Raw genomic sequence first — 21,392 nt, 5'->3', positions numbered from 1 at the left:
GGACCGGCACACGCGATACGGGGGAGAGGAGCGAGGACCACCATGAACATCGCCTTCCTCATGGCGCCGGAAGGCGTCGAACAGATCGAGCTCACGCGGCCCTGGCAGGCTGTCGCCGACGCCGGCGACACACCCCTCCTGCTCTCCACGAAGCCAGGCCGTGTCCAGGCCTTCAACCACCTCGACAAGGCCGACGTCTTTCCCGTCGACCTGGTCGTTCCCCGCACCGCGACCGACTACGCCGCCCTGATTCTGCCCGGAGGCGTCGCCAACCCCGATGCGCTGCGGATGGACGAGAAGGCTGTGGCGTTCGTACGGTCGTTCTTCGACCAGGGCAAGCCTGTCGCCGCGATCTGCCATGCTCCCTGGGCACTCGTGGAAGCCGATGTGCTGCGCGGCAGGGTACTGACCTCCTGGCCCAGCCTGCGCACGGACATCCGCAACGCGGGAGGCATCTGGGTCGACGAGCAGGTGCAGATCTGCCACGAGGGCCCGAACACCCTGATCACCAGTCGGAAGCCTGCCGACCTCGATGCGTTCTGTTCGGCCTTCACCGCCGAATTCGCCAAGGAGGAAGCAGGGACGGGCGCGGCACGCTGAGGGGTCGGCACCCTGTGTGACCGACAGCTTGTGGCCGAAGGCGCGGGCCGGGAGCCCGCCGGTGCCCGCGCCGCGGTCACGACCGCCACGCTCATAGACCGGCCGTCGCCCGATGCCGTTCGGGTGCCCGCAGGGCCATGAAGACCCGAAGTCCGCGGAGTGCAGCCATGCGACTCGCCCATCTCACGCCTCTCTACGAACGCCCGGGCCCCTGGGCGAGCATCTGTGTCGCGACGCCCGCCGCGGACGAAGCGACACCGGGGCAGCAGGAACGCGCCGCGCGGGAGGTCTGCCGGGAGCTGGGACTCAAAGGGGCCGACGCGGCCACGGGCAGGGCGGTCCACGCAGCGCTGACCGAGTGGCCGGTATCCGTGGGGGCGGTCGGACGGGCCGTCTACGCCACCCACGGGCAGGTCGTACTCGACCCGCCCCTCACGGTGTCGCCGCCGGTCGACGAGGTCCACTGGTCGGTACTGCCCCGAGTGACCCCGCTGCTGGATCTCAGTGTCCGTGAGCCGGTCTGTCTTGTCGCGTACATCGACCGCGAGGGGGCCGCCTTCGAACTCCGCGGCCCGCTCGGCAGCCACGCGTCGGGCGAGGCCGAGGGCAAGGACTGGCCCCTGTATCGCACCGCGACCGCCGGCTGGTCGGAGCGCCACTTCCGGATGAGGGTCGAGAACGCCTGGGACGACGGCGGCGGTGAGGTCGCAGCCGCGCTCGCCCTCTGCCAGGAGGAGGCCCGCGCCGACCTGATCGTCCTCGTCGGCGGAGACGGCGAACGCCGTGCCGTCATGCAGCGGCTGCCGAAGCCACTGCGCTCGCTCAGCGTCGGGGTGGAACCGGGCCGACCCGTCCGTGGCTCCGGCATGCGGCTCCCCGACGCGGACGTCGAACGTGCCCGCCAGGAACATGCGCGCCGCACAGAGGAGGCCGAGCTCGACCACTTCCGCGCACCAGGTACGGCCAGGGCCCAGGGCGTCCTCGCACTCGTCGAGGCGGCACGCGAGCAGCGGATCGCCGAACTGCTCGTACGGCCGGACGGACCCGACGTCCGGCGCGAGGTGTGGGTCGGCCCCGAGCCCGACCAGATCGCGATGCGCCGTGGCGCCACGCGCTACCTCGGTGAACACGAGCCCCGGCCCGCGCGCGCCGACGACGCCCTGCTGCGGTCGGCCGCGGTGGACGGAGCCGACGTACTGCGCGTGCATCCGGCGGACGGCACCGACGGCCGGTACGCCGTCGGGCCCGGCGTACCGGCCGGCGGCCTCGGCGCGCTGCTGCGCCGGCGTTGACACGGTTTCCAGTGCCTCGTGTCCGGCGGCGCTTCCGTGATGTCGAGGAAGACATGGTCGACCTCCGGTCCAGCGGACTTCACCGACACTGTCGGCAACCGAGTAGGCGGTCTCCGACGGCACCGCGGAGGACGAGGCGACCGGACCGCCGACGGCCTCGGCGACGGCGATGACGAGGTTTGCGGCCAGGGCGACCAGAACGGTCGGTCGCGTCCCGCGGTCGGAGTGCTGCCGCCGCTTGCCTCCTTAGCGTTCGCGGGAACTCACGGTGTATGCCGAGGGATTGGGGGCACCCGGAGGGCGGAGGTGCAGACAAATGGTTCCGATCCTTCTCGTTCTGCTGCTTGCCCTTGTGCTCTTCGGAGCAGGCTTCGCGGTGAAAGTGCTGTGGTGGATCGCGCTGGTGGTTCTGGTGATCTGGCTGCTCGGCTTCCTCATGCGGAGTACGACAGCCGCGGGCACGAGGTCACGTTGGTACCGCTGGTAGCACAGGCATGTGGTGACGCACACGATCTCCGCCGAGCGCCGGTTGTTCACAGCAGCCGCTGCCGCTCAACCTGTGCGCTCAACGCCGTCGCCGGGGCGACGCCACCCCGAGGGCCCGCGTCGAGCCGGCGCCTTGCTCGGGCCGGAGCCCTTCCGCGACGCAGTACCCCCCATTCCGTGGGTCCGCATCGGCCTGCTCCGCCACATCGACGATGGTCCGGCGACGTGACGTCAGTTCCGGATCGTCCAGTTGGTCCCGGCCGATGAGCGTGGCGACCGGCGCGCCGTCGAGCGCCCGCACGGAGAACGGCGCCACGGCGGTCTGCGCATGCGCATAGCCGTTGCGCTGCACATCCAGGAAGATGCGGCAGCGTGTGCCGTGAGATCGATCGAACGGTAGGAGTCGACGAGATCGGCTTTGGTGAAACCGTCCGACGCGAACAGAACCTTCCGGTCCGACGGATCTCCACCGTGCGGCGTCCGGCCCTCACACCGGCGATGCTCGGCGTCCCCGGGTACTCCGATCGATCTTCCGGTACGCAACGGGAGGCCGGGCGGAGGTCCGGGCCGTTGCCGGGCACCGAGAGCGCAACCCACCGATGCCCGGCACCCTCCCGGGGCCGCTCAGCCCTGGTCCCCTCAGCGCACGACGACCCGCTCGACCAGAAGTTTCACTGCCGCCGAGATCGCCTCCGCGTCGATGCCCGAGGCGCGCATCTGCTCCTCCGGCGTCGCCGATGCCGGCATGTTGCGCACGGCCAGACGGACCAGCCGGGGCACCGGACGGCCGTCAGCGAACGCGTCCGCGACGGCGTCGCCGATCCCGCCCTCCGGATGATGGTCCTCGACCGTGAGGATGCATCCCGTCGCGCCGGCCGCGTCGTTGAGCGTCTCCACGTCCACCGGTTTGACCGAGTAGAGGTCGATCACCCGGACCTGAATTCCGTCCGCGGCCAGTGCGTCCGAGGCGCGCAGCGCCTCATGGACGGTCTGGCCCGCGGCGACGATCGTGGCCCGGTCGTCCTCACTGCTGCGCAGCACCTTGCTCCCGCCGACCGGGAACTCCTCGTCGGGTTCGTAGATGACGGGCGTTTCGCCGCGGCTGGTGCGCAGATAGCGGACGCCTTCCAGGTCAGCCATGGCCGCCACCAGCCGCGCCGTCTGGTTCGCGTCGCACGGGTACAGGACGGTCGAACCGTGCACGGCGCGGAACATGGCCAGATCCTCGAGACCCATCTGCGACGGGCCGTCCTGGCCGATGGCCACCCCCGCGTGCGAGCCGACGACATTGATCCCGGCCCGGCTCACCGCCGCCATCCGCACGAAGTCGTGGGCACGGGTCAGGAACGCCGCGAAACTCGATGCGTACGGCACCCAGCCGCGCGTCTGGAGCCCCACCGCCGCGGCGATGAGCTGCTGTTCCGCGATGTAGCACTCGAAGAACCGGTCCGGATGCTCCTTCTTGAAGTACTCCGCCCGCGTCGAGTCGCTGACCTCGCCGTCGAGCGCGACGATGTCGTCCCGTGCCGAGCCGAGCGCCGCCAGGGCCCGCCCGTACGCCGTGCGGGTCGCCTCCTTGGAGCCGCGGTCGAAGCGTGGCAGCTCCGGCCGGCCCTTGTCCCGGTCCGCAGACCGTGTGGATGGCGGCGACTGCACCTCCACCCCGATGAAACGGGGGCCGCCGAGCTCCCGGATCGCGGCGTCCGCATCGGGGAGCGGCTTTCCGTGCTTGCCCTCCTGGTCCTCCACGGCGGCGACGCCCCGCCCCTTGTAGGTGGCGGCGATGACCGCGGTCGGACGTTCCTCGGAGCCGGCTGCTTCCGCCAACGCCTTGTCCACGGCTTCGACGTCATGTCCGTCGACTTCGACCGTGTGCCAGCCGAAGGCCTTCAGCCTGCGGGCGTAGGCGTCGAGATCGTGCCCGTGGCGGGTGGGCCCGCGCTGCCCGAGCCGGTTGACGTCGACGATCAGCGTCAGATTGCCGAGCCGCTCGTACGCGGCGTGCTCGACGGCCTCCCAGACCGAGCCCTCCGCCATCTCGCTGTCGCCGCACAGCACCCAGACCCGGTACGGGATCCGGTCGAGGTACTTTCCGGCGAGGGCCGTGCCGACGCCCACCGGCAGGCCCTGGCCCAGCGAGCCCGTGGCGACGTCCACCCAGGGCAGCCGTGGTGTGGGATGCCCTTCGAGGCGGCTGCCGAGCCGCCGGAACCTCAGCAGTTCCTCGTCGTCGATCGCTCCCGCCGCCTTGTAGAGGGCGTACAGCAGGGGCGAGGCATGCCCCTTGGAGAGGATGAGCCGGTCGTTCGCGGGATGGCCCGGGTCGTCGAAGTCGTAGCGCAGATGGTTGGCGAGGAGTACGGCCGCGATGTCGGCCGCCGACATGGACGAGGTCGGATGACCCGAGCCCGCGGCGTCGGCCGCCCGCACCGCGTCGATCCGTAGTTGCTGGCCGAGCTCGGCCAGTTCTTCGTACCGCATGTCACTCCTTGGTGTGCGCCTTGGGGAAATGTGCGAGCTCGGGCGAGGCCGAGTCCAGTGGCACCGACCACTCGGGGACCAGACCGAGCTGCACCGCCTGGCGCGGCAGCGCCGCTTCGAGCAGCCAGTCGGCCGCCACGCGCACCCGGTTGCCCGGCATCGCCGCCAGGTGGTACCCGCGGGTGACCGCACCCGCCAGCGGGCCCGACAGGGGGACGCCCATCGGGTTGGCCGCCGCCTTCACCCCTCCCAGGTCGACGGCGAACCCCAGGTCGTGGTGCTTGTACGGGCGGGCTTCGCCGAACCCCAGGGAAGCCGCGACATTGCGCGCCGCGGCGTTCCCCTGACGGCTGGCGTGCTGCGCGGTCATCGGCGTCAGCTCGTAGCCCCGGCCACCGCCGTCCCCGGCGATGGGCCGGGTCAGGTCGGGCACAGCGGCCGCGTCCCCACAGGCGAAGACCTCCGGGCGGCCGGGTACGTTCAGCCGCGGGGTGACGCACAGCCTGCCACTTTCGACGGGCAGGCCGACTGCCTCGACGAGCGGATCCGGCCGGACGCCGACACACCAGACGAGCGTCCCCGTCGCGACGAACTCACCGTTGTCCAGCAACACCCCGGTCGGGGTGGCCTCCTTGACGGACGTTCCCATCAGCACCTCCACACCCCGGCCGCGCAGCACACGGTCCGCGGTGTCGGACAACCGTTGGTCGAGCCCGGGAAGCACCCTGGGTGCGACGTCGAGGAGCAGCCAGCGTGGCGGGGCCGATCGCGACTGCCCGGCAGCCTCTTGGGGTGCCTTCGGGCGGGCCAACTGCGCGTGCAGCGCGTCGGTGAAGAGCTTGCCCTGTGCGGCGACCTCGGTCCCCGTGTAGCCCGCTCCCACCACCACGAACGTGCGGCGGGACGCGTACTCCTCGGGATCGGTCGTCTCGGCGGCGAGCTCCGTCTGCTTCGTGATGTGGTCACGCAGGAACAGCGCCTCCGGCATGCCACGGAAGCCGTGCGCGTACTCGGCGACTCCCGGCACGGGCAGCAGCTTGTTCACGCTGCCGACCGCGAGCACGAGCCGGTCGTACGTCAACTCCCGGTGCCTGCCCTCCGGATCCGTGTACTCCACACGACGTCCGTCCACATCGACCTGGGACGCCTCCCCGAGTACGAGCCGTACCCGGGGGAGGGTGTGCGCCAGCGACACGGTGACCCTTCGGGGCTCGAGGATCCCGGCGGCCACCTGGGGCAGCAGTGGCAGATACAGAAAGTAGTCGGTGGGATTGAGGAGGACGATCTCCACCCGCTCCTTGGCGAGTATCCGCGACAGCCTCCTCGCGGTCCGGTGACCGGCGAATCCGGCCCCCACGATCACGATCCGGGGCACTGCGCCCCGGAACGGCTTCAGGGCCTGCTGCTCTTCGGCCTGCGCACCCGAGGCCGGGATATCGGGGGTCTGCATGTCCGGCGCCTGCACGGAGAATCGCCTCCAGCGTGATGAGGGCATGCGATGAACGGGACGATCCGGGTGCCCGTCCAGTGCCCCCCTAAACCAGCGTCCCTCCGTCGTCCTGTCGAGGCCACGCGAATTGTGAATTCATCCGGGCATCTTCCGGAAACAGAACAGTCACATCACGCAAAAATCGATCTCAACGCCCCGGTCACGGCCCGGATTGCCATACTGCTCACGCCACACAGAACACATGTGCTGGTGTCGGGCCCTCGCTGCTCCCGCCGTCTTCCGGGGCGCCTCTGACCTGGGGCTTCCGCCTGTCGGCGCATATCCGATGAGAGAAGTGATCCATGTCCTCCGAGCTCTCCGGCAGCACCGGCGGAGAATCCGCCGCTCTCGCGCTGAAGATACTGGTCGCCGGTGGTTTCGGGGTCGGCAAGACGACCCTTGTCGGAGCGGTCAGCGAAATCCGTCCGCTGCGTACCGAGGAGCAGCTCAGCGCTGCGGGAGAGACCGTCGACGACACCGGGGGAGTCGACCGGAAGACAACGACGACCGTGGCCATGGACTTCGGACGCATCACCATCCGCTCAGGACTGTCCCTCTACCTCTTCGGCACACCGGGCCAGGACCGTTTCTGGTTCCTGTGGGACGAGCTGTCGCAGGGGGCGCTCGGAGCCGTCGTCCTGGCCGACACACGGCGGCTGGAGGACAGCTTCCCCGCCGTCGACTACTTCGAGCACCGCGGCATTCCCTTCGTCATCGCCGTCAACTGCTTTCCCGGAGCCCGCACATACGGCGCACACGAGGTCTCCCGCGCGCTCGACCTCGACCGCGGGACCCCTGTCGTGCTGTGCGACGCACGCGACCGGGACTCGGGCAAGGAGGTACTCATCCGCCTTGTCGAGTACGCCGGGCGGATGCATACCGCCCGGCTGCTCAACTCGGTCGGCTGATCACGCCGGGGACGACGGGGCCGGCCGGACCGCCGGTGCACGTCCGGACACCGCAGCGCGCCCGGACACCGCACCACGCTCGGGACCGCGCTCACGGGGCACCGTGCTCAGGGACCGCGCTCACGGGGCACCGTGCTCAGGGACCGCGCTCACGGGCCGGTCTGCGTCAGCCGGCCAGATCGGCCTCGGCGACCACCTTCTCGATGCGCACCCGCACCAGCAGCTCTCCGGGTACGCCGTTGCGCGCGCCGAACTCCTCCGCAAGCGCCTCACCCACATACCGCGCCGCGATCCTTGTCGCCCAGTGACGCAACTCCGCAAGGTCCTCGCTGAGTTCCACGCGTCCCCGGATCACCGCGAACGAGAACGGCGGCCGGTCGTCGTCGACGCAGAGTGCCACCCGCCCGTCCCGCGCGAGATTACGGCCTTTCGCGGTCTGCTTCCCTGTGTTGAGGACGATGTCGTCACCGTCGAGCAGGAACCAGACCGGTGCCACATGCGGGCTGCCGTCCGCGTTCACGGTCGCCAGCTTCCCGGTGCGCGTCCCCTCGGAGACGAACGCACGCCATTCCTCTTGAGTCATGTGCTTCGGCATGTCCGCCATCTTCGGCGCCGGGGGCCGTACGGCGAAGGAGGCTCCCCGCCTTCGTGCGCCCTGGATGACTCCTTGCCCGTACGAGGCCGGTGAGGAAGGCTTACTGGAAACGCGGGGCAATAGGGAACACGTGAACGGGGAGGACCGGACATGGCGCTGGACAAGGGGCTCGACTGGCTTCTGGACGACCTGACCAAGCGGGTCGAGTACATACGGCACGCACTTGTACTCTCCAACGACGGCCTGGTCACCGGGGCGAGCAGCGGCCTCGTGAGGGAGGACGCGGAGCATCTCGCGGCCGTCTCCTCGGGGCTGCACAGTCTGGCCAGGGGCTCGGGACGGCACTTCCGGGCCGGCAAGGCGCGGCAGACGATGGTCGAATTCGACGACGCCATGCTGTTCGTCACCGCGGCCGGCGACGGCAGCTGTCTGTGTGTGCTGAGCGCGGCGGAGGCCGACGTCGGCCAGGTTGCCTACGAGATGACCCTGCTGGTGAACCGAGTGGGCGAGCATCTCGCGGTGGAGGCCCGGCAGCCGGGCCGCGCGACGCTCTAGCTTTCGGCTCCCGGCGCGGCTTGCTGGGCCGCCCCGGCCCGAGCGCCGGGTCCCGCCGGCCTCCTAGACCTCCGACCTGCCGGCCTCCACGACATCTGACCTGTGTCGAGAGGCCGGACCGAGGTTTTCCACAGGCCCGGCGGGATCTCGTTCCCCGGGCCTACTCTCGTCACAGAGAGTGCTCGTCGCCTACGGCGAGTACCGGAGCGCGGGAGTACCGCGGGAGTACGGGGGAACTGAAATGACCGACACCACCACGGGTACGCCCACAGCCGTGGCCTTCACGCGGGCGGCGACGGCACTGGAGCTGAAACGCGGCGAGTTCGACCTCGCGGTGCAGCTCGGCTACATCCGCACCACCCCGGGAAGGACCGCGGGCAGGGTCGGCGTGCCCCAGGAGGAGATCGACCGGCTGCGAGCGGCCGACGGATTCCCTGACGCGCTGCGCGAGCGGGTCAGGACCGTCGGCACGGCCGACGCCGCCCGGCTCATCTCCGCCTCACCCGGCCGCTTCACGAGGCTGGCCCGCGCGGGGCACATCATCCCGGTCAGGTTCTATCTGAACCGCTACCGGGCGGTGGTCTGGCTGTATCTGGCAGCGGAACTCAAGGAGTTCGCGGCCCGGCACCCCGAGCTGCTCGACGGGAGACTGCCGGCGGCGCTACGGGCCGGACTCGACGCCGGTGAGGACTGGCGCGGCCGCAACTGGCGCGGACGCCGCCTGGGCATCCTGCTGCGGCAGTCGCCGGGGCCATGGGCGCGTGCGGCGGCGATCGCGTCACTCCTCGATCCGGTGCAGGTGGCCGAGGTGGTGGACGACCCGTACGAGCGTGCGCATCTGGAACGGCTCCGACCTGCCGCGCCGTTCGGGCGTACGGAGTTCCCCGCGGTCCGCGAGATCACCGGCCGTCTGCTGCTGGCGGACGACCCCGACGAGATCCTCTGGCACCGGATGAGCCTGGCCCTGGCGGTGGACGATGCAAGGGCCTCGGGCCCGGCGCCCCGTCCGGACGGCGAGTGGCTGCGGGTGCCGCATCCGGACTCCGCGGGCAGGGCACCGCTGCCCGGCAGTGGCAGTGGCACCGGCGCCGACACCGGTACGAGACCCGGTGCGCTCTCGGCCCCGGTCCCGCGCGGAGTACCGGATCGCACGGCGCCCGGCAGCGACTGGCACCTTCCTGAAAGGGCAGGCAGGGACACCGGAGGGAGACACCGGGCTTCGGCAAGGCGTGTCTCCAAGGGGCTGCTTGCGCGCTTGCGCTTGCGCAAGCCGTCGCCGTCATCCCCCGGCTGAGGTGCCGCCGGCCGGGGGCCGTGGGCCGTGTCCGGCACGGATGCGGGGGCCGTCCGCACCGCCGGGCGTAAATCGGGCTGATGCCCACCACCGGTGATAGATTCGCTGAAGTGACACGCCCGCATGCGTCGCGCCACAATCGCGCGCCTGCTCTTCTCGCCGAGGCCTACACAGCCGCGGCCACCACGGACGGGACGGGTTGCATCACGGGATGGAGCCCGGAGGCCGCGCGTCTGCTGGGCTGTTCGTCACGCGACGTCATCGGCCGCCCGGCTGTCGAGCTGCTGGCACGGCCCGTCACGGAGCATGTCTGGGCACACGTCACCGGGGGTAGGCGGCGCTGGACCGCGGCGGTGGCATTGCGTCACGGTGACGGTCGTCCGCTGGACGTGAGCCTGCTGGCGCACCGCCGGACCAACTCGGCCGGCGACAGTGAGTGGCTCATAGTGTCCGCGGTGTTGCCCGAGGACGGCGCCGACGAAGGCAGCCTCCGGGAACTGGCATTCACTGAGCAGCCCCTTCCGATGGCCGTCTATGACACCGGCCTGCGGGTGGTCCGTGTGAACCGGGCCATGGAGCGGGCGCTCGACCTCCGGGAGGAGGTCATCCGAGGGCTGCGCACGCCCGAGATCGTGCCGGCGGAGGACAGCGACAGCGTCGAGCGGGCCATGCGCCAGGCTTTGGGCAGCGGCGAGACGCAGCATGTGACGACACAGCTGGAGGTTCCGGGAAGGAGAGGGCGGCATTCCTGGGCGGTCTCCCTCATACCCCTCCAGGACCGGTCCGGTCAGATGCAGGGCGTCTGTCTGAGAGCGCACGACCTGACCGACGAGTACCGGGCCCGGCAGCGCCTGGTCCTGGTCAACGAGGCGAGCAGAGCCATCGGCAGCACTCTCGACGTCCGGGTCACGGCCCAGGAGCTGACCGATGCGGCCGTACCGCAGCTCGCGGACTTCGCCAGCGTCGACCTGCTCACGTTCCTCGAACGCGGCGACGAACCCTCGCCCGCCGCTCTGACCGGCTCGATCACATTGCACCGCGCCGCGCACAGTTCGGTCCTCGACGGCACGCCGGAGGTCGTGGTGCCGGTGGGGGGCGAAGCCGTCTATCCCGAGCACTCCCCGCCGGCCGAGTCGGTGTCGGCCGGCCGGTCCGCGATCTATGAACTGACCGATACGGCCATGGCGCGGTGGGCGTCCCACGACCCGGTCCGCGCCGAGCGCATCCGGACGGTGGGTACCCACTCGCTGATGCTCGTCCCGTTGCGGGCGCGTGGCGTGACCCTTGGTGTGGCGGCCTTCACCCGCCACAGGCAACCGGCGCCGTTCACGGAGGACGATCTGCTGCTCGCCGAGGAGATCACGGCGCGTGCCGCTGTGTGCATCGACAACGCACGCCGCTATGTGGGGGAGCGGTCCAACGCGCTGACCCTGCAACGCAGCCTCCTTCCGCAGGTCGTGCCCGTGCAGAACGCCGTCGACGTCGCCTCCCGCTACATCCCGGCGGGCGGCAGGGCCGGCGTCGGCGGGGACTGGTTCGACGTGATCCCGTTGTCCGGCGCACGCGTCGCACTGGTCGTCGGTGACGTGGTCGGTCATGGGATGAGGGCCTCCGCGAACATGGGCAGACTGCGCACCGCCGTACGCACCCTTGCCGATATCGATCTGCCTCCCGACGAGCTGCTCGCCCACCTCGACGACCTGGTGGTGCGTCTGTCCGAGGACCGGCGGGTGCAGGCCGAAGGCGGCGAAGCCGATACGAACAGCGATGGCGACGTCGGTGCGACCTGCCTGTATGCCGTCTATGACCCCGTGTCCCGCCAGTGCAGCCTGGCACGTGCCGGCCATCCGGCACCGGCGCTGGTCACACCCGGAGGCGAGGTCGAGTTCCTTGACCTGCCGCCCGGCCCTCCACTGGGACTCGGCGGGTTTCCCTTCGAAGCGAGCGAGATAGAGCTGCCGGAAGGAAGCCTTCTGGGCCTCTACACCAATGGCCTCGTCGACGCCCGGGACCGCGACGTCGACGCGAGGCAGCGTGCCTTCGCCGACGCGCTCGCCGACCCGTCCTCCTCTCTCGACACCATCTGCGACACCGTGCTCGAGACTCTGGTGCCGGGTCCTCCCGAAGACGATGTCGCCCTGCTGCTGGCTCGTACCCGAGCACTCGACCGCGGCCAGGTGGCCACCTGGGACCTGCCCCGGGATCCCGCCGTGGTCGCCCGTTCCCGCAGGGCGGCTTCCGAACAGCTCGCAGAGTGGGGTCTCGACGAAGCGGTGTTCACCACCGAACTGGTGGTCAGCGAGCTGGTGACGAACGCCATCCGCTACGGATCGGAGCCCATCCAGTTGCGTCTCATCCGGGACCGCACCCTGATCTGCGAAGTCTCCGACGGCAGCAACACCGCCCCCCATCTTCGTCGTGCGCGCACGTTCGACGAGGGAGGGCGGGGCCTGATGCTCGTCGCCCAGCTCACGCAACGCTGGGGGACGCGCCAGGCACGTACCGGAAAGACGATCTGGGCCGAGCAGCACTACCCCGACGGCGGGTCCCCGCCTCTCATCGATCTCGATGGCCCTTGACGCGCGAGGTCGCCGCGTTACACCCGCGGTTCGTGTCACCGGCCCCGGCCGAGGCCGGTGACACAGACGGGTTCTACCGCCGTGTGCCGGCTGTGGTTGCCGTACCCCGCGGCACCACGGTGGCCAGGACCGAGGGCAGCGGGTACCAGTCCGCCGAGACGACGCTCGCGTACCGTCCGGCCAGCAGCGCGACACGGTCGCGAGCCTGCGCCTCGGTGGGATGCGTGCCGTCGATGGCCGGTGCCACGCCCGCCGCGCCGGTCATGACGACGAGGTAGTGGTTCCGGTCGTACCAGGCGGTGTCGATGGTGCCTCCCGAATAGGTGGAGGCATCGCCGTCGAAGATCACGAACCAGGGACGGATGGAGGGGTCCTTGTACCGGCTGCGCGGATCGCCGGCCTGTGCGTTGATGACTGCGGGGAACGCGGCGGCCTCCCTCAGCCGGCCGGCCGCGGCCAGCCCGCGCAGGTGCTCGGCGTACTCACGGTCGGTCCACAGTGTGTCGAACGGGTTGCCCTGCTCGACCGTGCCGGGGATGAGCTCGACCACGAACTTCCCGGCCATGTCGGAACGGGCGGGCCAGCCCTGGGCCCGCACGGCGGTGTCGAGGTTCGGGTGAGCGCCGGCCAGATCGGACGGACGGAACAGCGCGTCACCGAGCCGGGAGGCCAGCAGGGCGTCGAGGGCGGCCGGTCCGCGGCCGTTCTTGCTCTGGAAGCCGTCCTTGAGCTCCATCTTGAGCAGGATGGGCCGGTGGCCGGGGTTGGCGTCGTGCCAGGCCCGGATGTCCGAGAGGCAGCCGCCGAGGTCCTGGTTGCGGGACTTGGTACGCAGCTCGGCGGCGGTCGCCGCGTTCACACAGTTGTTGTCGTTGCCCACCGGGTTGCTGTGGGAGACCCGCCACGATCTGCCGAACACATTGGTCCAGAGGTCCAGTTCGAGCATTCCGGCACCTGAGTCGAGGGCGTCCGCGAAGTACGGGAACTTCGCCTTCTCGTATGCGTTGTGGACGCCGACCCAGGTGGTGGACGAGTACGCCGGTCCTGCCGCCGCGTCATGTGCTTCGGCCGGCTGCGCCCCGGCCGGTGCGAGCACGATACCCAGTAATACTGCTGCGACCGCGGGCACAGCCGTACGCGAGAGCTTCCTCATGGTCCCCTGCCTGCTGTGTCGGGAGTGGAGCAAATTGACGGCAGATTAGGGGAGTTGAGTGAAGGATGGCAGATGTTCAGGCGACTTGAAGGAATTCCTCGACGATCCCGGGTGCCGCCGCGGCCGCGAACGACGGCGCCTTACGCGCCGCCAGATCGGGGATGCGGTAGCCGTGCTCACCCGCCGCCACGGCCGCGGTGACGGTGACCAGACCGGACCGCCGGGCGAACGGCGAGGAAGTGAATGTCCACGCGAGGATCGCGTCACGCTCAAGTGCGAGTGTGTCCCGGGTGAACGTACCGGAACGCACCAGCAGATGGCGTCCGCGCACGGCATGACCGAGGTTGCGGCTCGCGTCACGGGCCAGGCCCCACATCAGTGGTACGGAGGCCACGGTGAACACCCAGGCGCAGTGCAGAAGCACAGGGGCGAGCAGCAGCCCTGCAAGCACGAGTACGACCGTGCCCGGCACGACGAACAGCAGCAGCCCACGCATCACCCGGCGGCGCAGGACCACCGGCGGGTGCGTGGTGAACTCCGCACCCTCGAAGGGCGCTTGTGCCGCACGCAGCGCACCGGCCGCAACCCTCAGTGCCTGCCCGCGCGGAGCGGGCGGCAGGAGCGCGCTGCGTCTGCGGGTCTGCTCGCGGTCGCCGAGGCCGCCTGCGACGGCGTGCACGCTCGCCCCGCCCGCGGCCCGCAGCAGCAACGGCTCGCGGAGGATCACTCCGCGCAGCCGCGCGCGTTCGATGGCGACCGAGCGCGTGGTGAGCAGGCCCCGCCGCACGGCCAGCGTGCGGTCGTCGCTCCACTCGGTGCGCAGACCCCACCAGTTCTCGGCGTACAGCGCGAGCGCGCCGAGCGAGCCGACGGCGACGACGGCCAGCAGGGCGCCGGGGACGGTCAGCCACAGCACACTGCTGCCGAACTCGCTGAAGGCTCGCCGGACGAATGCCACGCGCCACAGCTCGATCCCGGCCGCGTCCAGGATCCGGTAGACCGTGCCCGCCGCCACGCCGACCCCGCCGATCACCCAGAAGGTGAGCGGGGCATAGCGCAGCCAGCGCCGGTCGAGCCGGGCCAGGACCGGGTCGCCGCCGAGAGTCCGGCGGGCGGTGTGTGCGAGCAGTGCTGACCGCAGCCGCAGGGCCTCACCCCGGGAGACCGCGTTCAGGGTGATGTCACCTCGACCCCCGTGCGAGGTGGTGGAGCCCGCGCGAACGACCGCGAGGCCGAGCAGCCGGTGCAGCGGTGTGGCGGTGACGTCGACGCTGCGGACGCGCCGCAGCGGCACGGTCCGCAGCCGTCGGCTGAACACCCCGCTGCGCAGGACGAGCGAGTCGCCGGTGAGGCGGTAGCGCGTGCGGCTCCACCCGAGCACCCCGTACGACGTGACGACGGCGAATGCCGCGGCGATGACGGCGAGCGTGATCCATCCACCGGTGCCGATCCGCCCGCCGGTGGCGAGTGTCGTGAGTGTCACCGACCCGAGTGGTGGCGCCAGCCAGCCGCACCGCACCAGGAGGGTCCGCGCATCGGGCCGGCGCCAGGCAACGGACGCGGGCGGGGCCTCGGAAGCCGCCTGCGCGGTCACGTGGCCTCCCCCTGGACTGCCTGTGCGGCTTCGCCGATACGGCGCGAGAGTTCTTCGGCATCGGCCTCCGACAGTCCGGAGATCCTGATGTCTCCCGCCGTGGAGGCCGTGGTGACCGTGAGCGTGGCAAGTCCGTACCGCCGCTGGACCGGGCCGCGCACGGTGTCGACGGTCTGCACCCGGGACAGCGGTGCGATACGCCGCTGCTGCCACAGCCAGCCCCTGGCCGAGTAGACGGCGTACGTGCCCAGCTCCCAGCCGTGCACCGCGCAGCGCAGGCGAGGCATGACCGTCATGTACACCAGCGCGGGAACGACGAGCGTGACCAGCAGCAGTGGGCCGAGCCACGGCAGCGCTCCGGCGAAGAAGAGCGCGGAGAGCGTCGCGAGCGTGAGCGCCACGAGCAGCACGGGCCCGCTGACCGAGAGCAGTGCCTGCATCGTCCACCAGCGCCGGGCGCGGGGATCGACCCCGAAGCGGGGTGGTCGCAGGAGCGGCGCGGCAGGCGTGGACATGAGACCCCCGTTTTCAAGTCAACTGTATTGGGCGCCGATACGTTACAACGGTACAAGTGACTTGTAAAAGGGAGCGAGGCAGACCGTGCCCAAGAAGGTGGATCATGAGGAGCGGCGTCAGGAGATCTCCGATGCGCTCTGGCGCATCGCTAGTACACGAGGGCTCGACGGAGTGAGTCTGCGCGAGGTCGCCGCCGAGGCCGGGATCTCGCTGGGCAGGCTCCAGCACTACTTCCGTTCCAAGGACGAGATGCTGCTCTTCGCGCTCCGGCAGATCAGTCAGCTCGCCGACCGGCGCATCAGGGAACGCATCGAGAAGGCCGCAGCCGATCTGCCGGAGGAGCCCTCGCCCCGCTTCGTGCTGCGCGAATCCCTCGCCGGGATGCTGCCCCTGGACGAACGCAGCCGCATCGGGCAGCTCGTCGCCGCGGCCTACTTCGGACGGGCCGTCCATGACGAGCGGCTCAGCTCCGAGGCTCAGGAGGGCATTCCGAGGCTTCGCGAGTTCTTCGCGGGACTTCTGCGCAGGGCCGCGGAACGGGATGAGCTGCCTGCCGGGATCGTCGCCGAGGACGAGGCGATGATTCTCATCGGCCTGGTCGACGGACTGACGGCGTACACGCTGCTGAATGTCCACTCACCCGAGGAGGCGCTGCGGTTGCTCGACCGCCATCTGGAGCGGCTGTTCGGCACCGCCGGCTGACAGCCGCCGGGCTCGGCCGTCGGCCCCCTTCCGTCCGTCTCCGGGCGTCCTCCGCGCGCCCGTCCCACCGCCCGTCGTCAGCACGTGCGCGGCTCGCTCCAGGCGGGCACGATGGCGACATGCTGTTGGCCCGTATCGCGGACGTGTCACGACAGGTCGCCGCCGAGCCGTCCCGTACCCGCAAGATCGCGGCGCTCGCGTCGCTGTTCGCGGACGCCCGGCCGGGTGAGGTCGCGCTCGTCATCTCCTACCTCGCGGGACGGCTCCCCCAGGGGCGCTTGGGCGTCGGCTGGAGCGTCCTCAAGGACCGGGTGGAGCCGGCGGCCGAGCCGCGCCTTACCGTCGCCGACGCCGATGCCGCGTTCACCGCGCTCGCGCAGGTCGCCGGAGCGGGTGCCCAGGCCGGACGCAGGCGGCTCGTCGGGGAACTCATGGGTGCAGCGACCGGCCCGGAGCAGGAGTTCATGCTCCGGCTGCTGACGGGCGAGGTGCGCCAAGGGGCCCTGGACGCCGTAGCGCTGGAAGGCGTCGCCGAAGCGGCAGGTGCCCCGGCCGGCGAAGTGCGGCGCGCGGTCATGGTCGAGGGTTCCCTGCCCCGTGTGGCAGAGGCCCTGCTCGCCGAGGGGCCCGCCGTCCTCGCGTCCTTCCGGCTGCATGTCGGCCGCCCCGTGCATCCGATGCTCGCCCACACCGCGACATCGGTCGCCGACGCCGTCCAGGCGGTCGGGGCCTGCTCTGTCGAGGAGAAGCTGGACGGCGTCCGTATCCAGGTCCACCGCTCCGGCGAGGATGTGCGCATTCACACCCGTTCCCTCGATGACATCACCGGACGGCTGCCCGACATCGTCGCCGCCGTGCGTGATCTGCCGGGCGACCGGTTCATCCTGGACGGCGAAGTGATCGCACTCGACCCGTCCGGCAGGCCCCTGCCGTTCCAGGACATCGCTTCGCGCGTGGGTTCCCGCACGGACGTGGCCGCGGCGACCGCCGCGCTGCCCCTGTCCCCGGTCTTCTTCGACATCCTGGCGGCCGACGCCGTCGATCTGCTCGATCTGCCCGGCCGCGAGCGGCATGCGGCCTTGGCGCGCCTCGTCGCCGAACCCATGCGGGTGCGCCGCGTCGTCGTGGACGATCCCGGGTCCGAGGAGCAACTGCGTGCTGCCGACGAGTTCCTCGCCGCAACCCTCGACCGCGGCCACGAGGGCGTCATGGTCAAGGCCCTGGACGCCCCCTACGTGGCCGGCCGGCGCGGGCGCTCATGGCTCAAGGTGAAACCCGTCCACACCCTCGACCTCGTCGTCCTGGCCGCCGAATGGGGGCACGGCCGCCGCACCGGACTGCTCTCCAATCTCCACCTCGGCGCCCGCGCGGCCGACGGCGGTTTCGTCATGCTCGGCAAGACCTTCAAGGGGCTCACGGACGCGATGCTGCGCCGGCAGACCGATCAGCTGCGCGAACTGGCGATCTCCGACGACGGCTTCGTCGTACATGTCCGTCCCGAGCTGGTCGTCGAGATCGCCTACGACGGCCTTCAGCGCTCCACGCGCTACCCCGGGGGCGTGACGCTGCGATTTGCGCGTGTGCTGCGTCACCGCCCCGACAAGACCGCGGCGGAGGCGGACACGATCGAGCAGGTCCTGGCCTTCGCCGAGCGGGACTCGTCCTGAGGGGAGGGCGCCTGGAACGAAGGGAAGCCCCGGCCGGTCGGGGGAGGCCGGCCGGGGCGGCTCTGGGGCGGGTGCGTACGCGCAGAGGTGTCCCGTTGTTCGCACCCGCGTCTAGATGAACGATAAACCATCTTGCGTCCCTGCCCGACAGCGCCTCGAGGCTGCTCCTGCTGCGCAATGATCCCGACGGGAGGAATCAGGCTTCCTTCATGTGGGAGATCGCCCCCGTCTCGGCTACGCCCGGGGCTTCGCGTCAGAAGTCCGCATGAACGGTCTGGTCGAGGCGGGCGACGGACTCCTGTCCGTACAGCCTCCGATACGTCGCGCGGATCTCCTCGACACTGTGGTCGCGGCTGCTGCCTTCGGCCGCCGGGTACAAAAGGATCAGCTCGTACGACCGCTCCCTCTCGATCGCCCCGGCGGCGTCGCGCCACTGGCCCTGCCCGTCCTGGACCGTGAGCCCGTCCGGGAAGGCGGGCGTCACATGCCGGTCGACGAAGGCGCTGAACTGCCGCTCCGTGACCGCGGGTCCGCCGTCCGGCCGCTCGGTCCCGAAGAACAGACGCGTCTCGACGTACCGCTGACCCCGCTCCGCGACAGCGGACCGGTCCGCGACGCCGGCCCGCTCCTGGGCACCGGCCCGGTCCGCGTCCAGTGCCGCATACGCGACGGGAGTTCCTGCGGCGAGGGCGGCGACAGCGGCGGTCGCGACGGCGAGACGGGTGGGCGCGAGCCTGAGCGGCACAGCGGACTCCTTCGGGAGAGGGGTGCGCCCTCACTCTGGCAGCGCGCCGGCTGCCGGAGCTTCGATCGCCGGGACCGGCCGGGAACTTCCTCCCATCAGGTGACCCGGACTCCCATCAGGTGACCCGGACCGGCGGCCCCCGTGGCCTCAACCGCCGTCGGTGGTACGGGGTTCGATCCGGTGGCCGAAGGCGAGGGTCCCGGGATCCACGGCGGTCACTCCGCCGTCCACCGTGAGTGTTGCCCCGTTGACGAACGATGCGGCGGGGGAGAGCAGCCACGAGATCGCCTCGGCGACCTCGTGCGGTTCGCCGGGCCGGTGCGCCGGAATGAGCCGGGTCGCCTCCTCGTATGCCGCCTGCACCCCGCCGTCGCCCAGTGCGGCCTCCTCGGCGAAGCGGGCCATACGCCGGTCGGCCATCTCCGTACGTACCCAGCTCGGGCACACGGTGTTGGCCCGCACGCCCTGCCGTCCGTAGTCCACCGCCACCGACCGGCACAGCTGGAGCAGTGCCGCCTTCGACGTCGCGTACGCCGCATTGGCCTGCCCGTTGCGCAGCGCGGACACGGACGCGACGGCAACGACCGAACCACGTGCGCGGAGCAACTGCGGCAGGGCGGCGCGAAGCAGGAGGAAGGGCCCGGTGACGTTGGTCCGCATCACCGCCTCCCAGTCCTCGTCCGCCAGATCCCCGACGGCACCCGCACGTCCGACACCGGCATTGAGCACGAGCCCGTCCAGCCGGCCGTACGCGGTCACAGCGGCGTCCACGAGGCTCTGGACGGCTCCCGGGTCGGCGGCATCCGCCGGGTGCGCCAGGGCCCCTGTCTCCCGCGCGATCGCGAACAGCGGCTCGGGGCGTCTCCCGGAGATCACCACGTGGTGACCGTCCGCGCGCAACAGCCGCACGGTGGCCGCCCCGATGCCCGTCCCTCCGCCGGTGATGATGAAAACTCGCTGGTCTGCCACGGTGGTTGTGCCTCCGGAGTGATCGAGCACATGCAGGGGGAGCCTATGTGCCCGGGCGCCGGACCGGGAGCTGTCTAGTCCGTTCCGCTGCTGCGGACCTCCTCCAGTGATGCGCGCATGATCTCGGTCGCGCGCGTGAACCAGTCCGAGAGCACCGCGATCTCCTCGGGGGAGTAATCGGCGAACAGGTCCGCCATTCGGAGGTAGTTGGGCTCGTAGACCTCGAACAGGCGCGCCGCGGCGGTTTCGTCGGCGACGACCCGCACTCGCCGGCGGTCGCCGGGATCGCTGCGGCGATGGGCGTATCCCGCGCGTTCGAGCCGGGTGATCACGCCGGTGATCGCCCCTGTGGTGAGGTTCGCCCGCTGTGCCAGTTCCCCCGCGGTGAGGGGTTCCTGGGCCGCCTCGGCCTCCAGGACGAAGCCGAGGCAGGTGAGGTCGGTGACGTTCAGTCCCAGCCGTTGTGCGACGTCGTGCTGGGCGACGATCCCGAGCGCGACGAGGTGATCCATCTGGGCGTGGGCCTGTTCCGCGGTGGCGCGGGGGCGCGCCTTGCCATCCACCGAGATTTTCCCTTACTGTCTAAGTAACTTAGTTCGTGAGATAAAATTTCTCTGGTCCGAGCCTATCTCCGGCCACTGGGAAGGGGAGCCATGAGCGCACACGGGGATGTCGACCTCGGCCACACCGTGGCGGGATGGACCGGCACGGCGATCTCGCTCGTCGGCCTCGGCGTCGTGGGGGTCGCCGTCGCCGCCGTGTCACTGCCGCTCACCCTGCTGGGCGGGGGCATCACCGCCCTGGCCGCCGTCGTGACCTGGGCGCTCCACCTCGCCGGCTGGGGCAAGCCGAGCGGACCGCGCCCGCGGCACGAATGGTCCTGGCGCGTGCGCGACCGCTCCGCGCGGCACGGGCATCCGGACTGCCTCGGCTGCCGTATGGCGGGCAAGCGCCCCGCGACGGTCACCGATCCCGCGCGGGTCGCAGAACCCGGGCCGGCGGCTGCCCCCGTCACGACGCCGTGAGTTGCGCCGCGGCACTGCGGATGAGCATGTCGAGCGCCGCCGGGTAGGCGCTGACGTTCATCTCCGCGATCAGGTGCGGGGCCGCCGGTGCGATATGAGGATGCGAGCTCGCGGGCAGTCGGGCGTAGGTGGCCTGCCACACGGCCTCGTCCGCCCGGCGGGCCGCTTCCGGCAGCGCGAGAGCAGCCGCGTCGAGGGCGGCGAAGGCCAGCGTCTGGTCGATGAAGCAGTGATAGACACGCACCGCGTCGGGTGTGGGAAAGCCGGCCCTGTGCAGCACGCCCAGGATGGTCTCGTCCGAGGCGATCTCATGCGCTCTTCCGGAGACCCGGCTCGCCGTCAGCACCGCGGCCTGCGGATGGGCGAGGTACGCGGCATGGATCCGCAGGCCCAACTCGCGCAGGTCCGCCTGCCAGTCCTCCGACGGCGACCAGCCGCGCAGGGCCCGGCCGATCAGCTCGTCCCCGACCGCCAGCGTCAGTTCGTCCATGCCCCGGAAGTAGCGGTAGAGCGTGCTCGGATCGGCCCCCAGAGCCGTTCCGAGCCGCCGCGCCGTGAGCCCGGCGCCGCCGTGCTCACGCAGCATCCGTAGCGCCGTCTCGACGATCAGCCGCTCAGAGAGCACGACGCCGCCCTTCGTGGGGCGCCGACGACGTCTCTGGCGCTCCGGTACCACCTTCTTCGGCATTGACCCGTCCCCGTCCTCACCCTCGGTCACCCTTATGCCAACGCCATTGACCGT

Annotated in this window: 21 protein-coding genes; 10 read left to right on the top strand and 11 right to left on the bottom strand. The window is 70.8% G+C overall.

Going from position 1 to position 21,392, the window contains the following annotated elements; all coding sequences use genetic code 11:
* Positions 1 to 42: 42 nt before the first annotated feature.
* The 3 genes from ACFU5O_RS21345 (at position 43) to ACFU5O_RS21335 (ending at position 2,379) form a co-directional block, all read left to right on the top strand.
* Positions 43 to 600, top strand: coding sequence for a type 1 glutamine amidotransferase domain-containing protein (locus tag ACFU5O_RS21345; protein ID WP_384242692.1), 558 nt, complete (start codon positions 43 to 45; stop codon positions 598 to 600).
* Positions 601 to 767: 167 nt separating this feature from the next.
* Positions 768 to 1,892, top strand: a complete 1,125-nt coding sequence (locus ACFU5O_RS21340) for a Vms1/Ankzf1 family peptidyl-tRNA hydrolase (RefSeq protein WP_384242689.1) — start codon at positions 768 to 770, stop codon at positions 1,890 to 1,892.
* Positions 1,893 to 2,208: 316 nt separating this feature from the next.
* Positions 2,209 to 2,379 (top strand): hydrophobic protein, encoded by a 171-nt coding sequence (locus ACFU5O_RS21335; protein WP_384242687.1) that lies wholly within the window; start codon positions 2,209 to 2,211, stop codon positions 2,377 to 2,379.
* A gap of 78 nt (positions 2,380 to 2,457) precedes the next feature.
* Here ACFU5O_RS21335 and ACFU5O_RS21330 read toward each other — a convergent pair whose 3' ends face one another.
* The 3 genes from ACFU5O_RS21330 to ACFU5O_RS21320 form a co-directional block, all read right to left on the bottom strand.
* Positions 2,458 to 2,730 carry a hypothetical protein gene (locus ACFU5O_RS21330; RefSeq protein ID WP_384242684.1) on the bottom strand — a complete coding sequence of 91 codons (273 nt, stop codon included), beginning with the start codon at positions 2,728 to 2,730 and terminating at the stop codon, positions 2,458 to 2,460.
* A 287-nt stretch (positions 2,731 to 3,017) separates the two neighbouring features.
* Positions 3,018 to 4,859: a transketolase gene (locus ACFU5O_RS21325; protein ID WP_384242682.1), complete on the bottom strand. Its 1,842-nt coding sequence runs from the start codon at positions 4,857 to 4,859 to the stop codon at positions 3,018 to 3,020.
* 1 nt (position 4,860) lies between these two features.
* A complete protein-coding gene (locus ACFU5O_RS21320; RefSeq protein ID WP_384242681.1) occupies positions 4,861 to 6,309 on the bottom strand; it encodes an NAD(P)/FAD-dependent oxidoreductase in 1,449 nt (482 codons plus the stop codon).
* Between the two features lie 341 nt (positions 6,310 to 6,650).
* On the opposite strand from ACFU5O_RS21320, the gene ACFU5O_RS21315 reads away from it, so the two are divergent.
* Positions 6,651 to 7,256, top strand: a complete 606-nt coding sequence (locus ACFU5O_RS21315) for an ATP/GTP-binding protein (protein ID WP_384242679.1) — start codon at positions 6,651 to 6,653, stop codon at positions 7,254 to 7,256.
* 166 nt (positions 7,257 to 7,422) lie between these two features.
* On the opposite strand, the gene ACFU5O_RS21310 is transcribed toward ACFU5O_RS21315, so the two are convergent.
* Positions 7,423 to 7,851, bottom strand: a complete 429-nt coding sequence (locus ACFU5O_RS21310) for a PPOX class F420-dependent oxidoreductase (protein WP_384242677.1) — start codon at positions 7,849 to 7,851, stop codon at positions 7,423 to 7,425.
* A 150-nt stretch (positions 7,852 to 8,001) separates the two neighbouring features.
* Here ACFU5O_RS21310 and ACFU5O_RS21305 point away from each other — a divergent pair, with 150 nt between their 5' ends.
* The 3 genes from ACFU5O_RS21305 (at position 8,002) to ACFU5O_RS21295 (ending at position 12,279) form a co-directional block, all read left to right on the top strand.
* On the top strand, positions 8,002 to 8,406 hold the full coding sequence (locus tag ACFU5O_RS21305) for a roadblock/LC7 domain-containing protein (protein WP_384242675.1): 405 nt from the start codon (positions 8,002 to 8,004) through the stop codon (positions 8,404 to 8,406).
* Between the two features lie 241 nt (positions 8,407 to 8,647).
* On the top strand, positions 8,648 to 9,700 hold the full coding sequence (locus ACFU5O_RS21300) for a DUF6397 family protein (protein WP_384242673.1): 1,053 nt from the start codon (positions 8,648 to 8,650) through the stop codon (positions 9,698 to 9,700).
* 110 nt (positions 9,701 to 9,810) lie between these two features.
* Positions 9,811 to 12,279: a SpoIIE family protein phosphatase gene (locus tag ACFU5O_RS21295; protein ID WP_384242670.1), complete on the top strand. Its 2,469-nt coding sequence runs from the start codon at positions 9,811 to 9,813 to the stop codon at positions 12,277 to 12,279.
* 73 nt (positions 12,280 to 12,352) lie between these two features.
* Here the strand turns inward: ACFU5O_RS21295 and ACFU5O_RS21290 are convergent, their stop codons facing one another.
* The 3 genes from ACFU5O_RS21290 to ACFU5O_RS21280 all read right to left on the bottom strand — a co-directional run bounded on the left by ACFU5O_RS21290 (position 12,353) and on the right by ACFU5O_RS21280 (position 15,541).
* A complete protein-coding gene (locus ACFU5O_RS21290) occupies positions 12,353 to 13,432 on the bottom strand; it encodes a phosphatidylinositol-specific phospholipase C domain-containing protein (protein WP_384242668.1) in 1,080 nt (359 codons plus the stop codon).
* A 76-nt stretch (positions 13,433 to 13,508) separates the two neighbouring features.
* The gene (locus ACFU5O_RS21285; RefSeq protein WP_384242665.1) at positions 13,509 to 15,026 is read right to left on the bottom strand and encodes a PH domain-containing protein; all 1,518 of its coding nucleotides are present in this window, start codon (positions 15,024 to 15,026) and stop codon (positions 13,509 to 13,511) included.
* Entirely contained in the window at positions 15,023 to 15,541 is a 519-nt protein-coding gene (locus ACFU5O_RS21280; RefSeq protein WP_384242663.1) for a PH domain-containing protein, read from the bottom strand. Before ACFU5O_RS21280 ends, ACFU5O_RS21285 begins: the two co-directional genes overlap by 4 nt.
* Positions 15,542 to 15,626: 85 nt before the next feature.
* On the opposite strand from ACFU5O_RS21280, the gene ACFU5O_RS21275 reads away from it, so the two are divergent.
* Positions 15,627 to 16,244: a TetR/AcrR family transcriptional regulator gene (locus ACFU5O_RS21275; RefSeq protein ID WP_384242660.1), complete on the top strand. Its 618-nt coding sequence runs from the start codon at positions 15,627 to 15,629 to the stop codon at positions 16,242 to 16,244.
* A gap of 119 nt (positions 16,245 to 16,363) precedes the next feature.
* Positions 16,364 to 17,911, top strand: a complete 1,548-nt coding sequence (locus ACFU5O_RS21270; protein WP_384242658.1) for an ATP-dependent DNA ligase — start codon at positions 16,364 to 16,366, stop codon at positions 17,909 to 17,911.
* Between the two features lie 253 nt (positions 17,912 to 18,164).
* Here ACFU5O_RS21270 and ACFU5O_RS21265 read toward each other — a convergent pair whose 3' ends face one another.
* From ACFU5O_RS21265 to ACFU5O_RS21255, 3 genes are all read right to left on the bottom strand, one after another.
* A complete protein-coding gene (locus ACFU5O_RS21265; protein WP_384242656.1) occupies positions 18,165 to 18,656 on the bottom strand; it encodes a DUF3574 domain-containing protein in 492 nt (163 codons plus the stop codon).
* A 147-nt stretch (positions 18,657 to 18,803) separates the two neighbouring features.
* Positions 18,804 to 19,625: an SDR family NAD(P)-dependent oxidoreductase gene (locus ACFU5O_RS21260; protein ID WP_384242653.1), complete on the bottom strand. Its 822-nt coding sequence runs from the start codon at positions 19,623 to 19,625 to the stop codon at positions 18,804 to 18,806.
* Between the two features lie 74 nt (positions 19,626 to 19,699).
* Positions 19,700 to 20,188 carry a MarR family transcriptional regulator gene (locus ACFU5O_RS21255; protein WP_384242651.1) on the bottom strand — a complete coding sequence of 163 codons (489 nt, stop codon included), beginning with the start codon at positions 20,186 to 20,188 and terminating at the stop codon, positions 19,700 to 19,702.
* Positions 20,189 to 20,278: 90 nt separating this feature from the next.
* On the opposite strand from ACFU5O_RS21255, the gene ACFU5O_RS21250 reads away from it, so the two are divergent.
* Positions 20,279 to 20,650 carry an HGxxPAAW family protein gene (locus ACFU5O_RS21250; protein ID WP_384242648.1) on the top strand — a complete coding sequence of 124 codons (372 nt, stop codon included), beginning with the start codon at positions 20,279 to 20,281 and terminating at the stop codon, positions 20,648 to 20,650.
* Here ACFU5O_RS21250 and ACFU5O_RS21245 read toward each other — a convergent pair.
* Positions 20,637 to 21,338, bottom strand: coding sequence for a TetR/AcrR family transcriptional regulator (locus ACFU5O_RS21245; protein ID WP_384242647.1), 702 nt, complete (start codon positions 21,336 to 21,338; stop codon positions 20,637 to 20,639). The two genes, ACFU5O_RS21250 and ACFU5O_RS21245, sit on opposite strands and share 14 nt — an antisense overlap.
* Positions 21,339 to 21,392 lie beyond the last annotated feature (54 nt).

Source organism: Streptomyces sp. NPDC057445, assembly GCF_042802855.1.
GTDB lineage: Bacteria > Actinomycetota > Actinomycetes > Streptomycetales > Streptomycetaceae > Streptomyces.
This window is presented reverse-complemented; position numbering and strand designations above follow the sequence as displayed.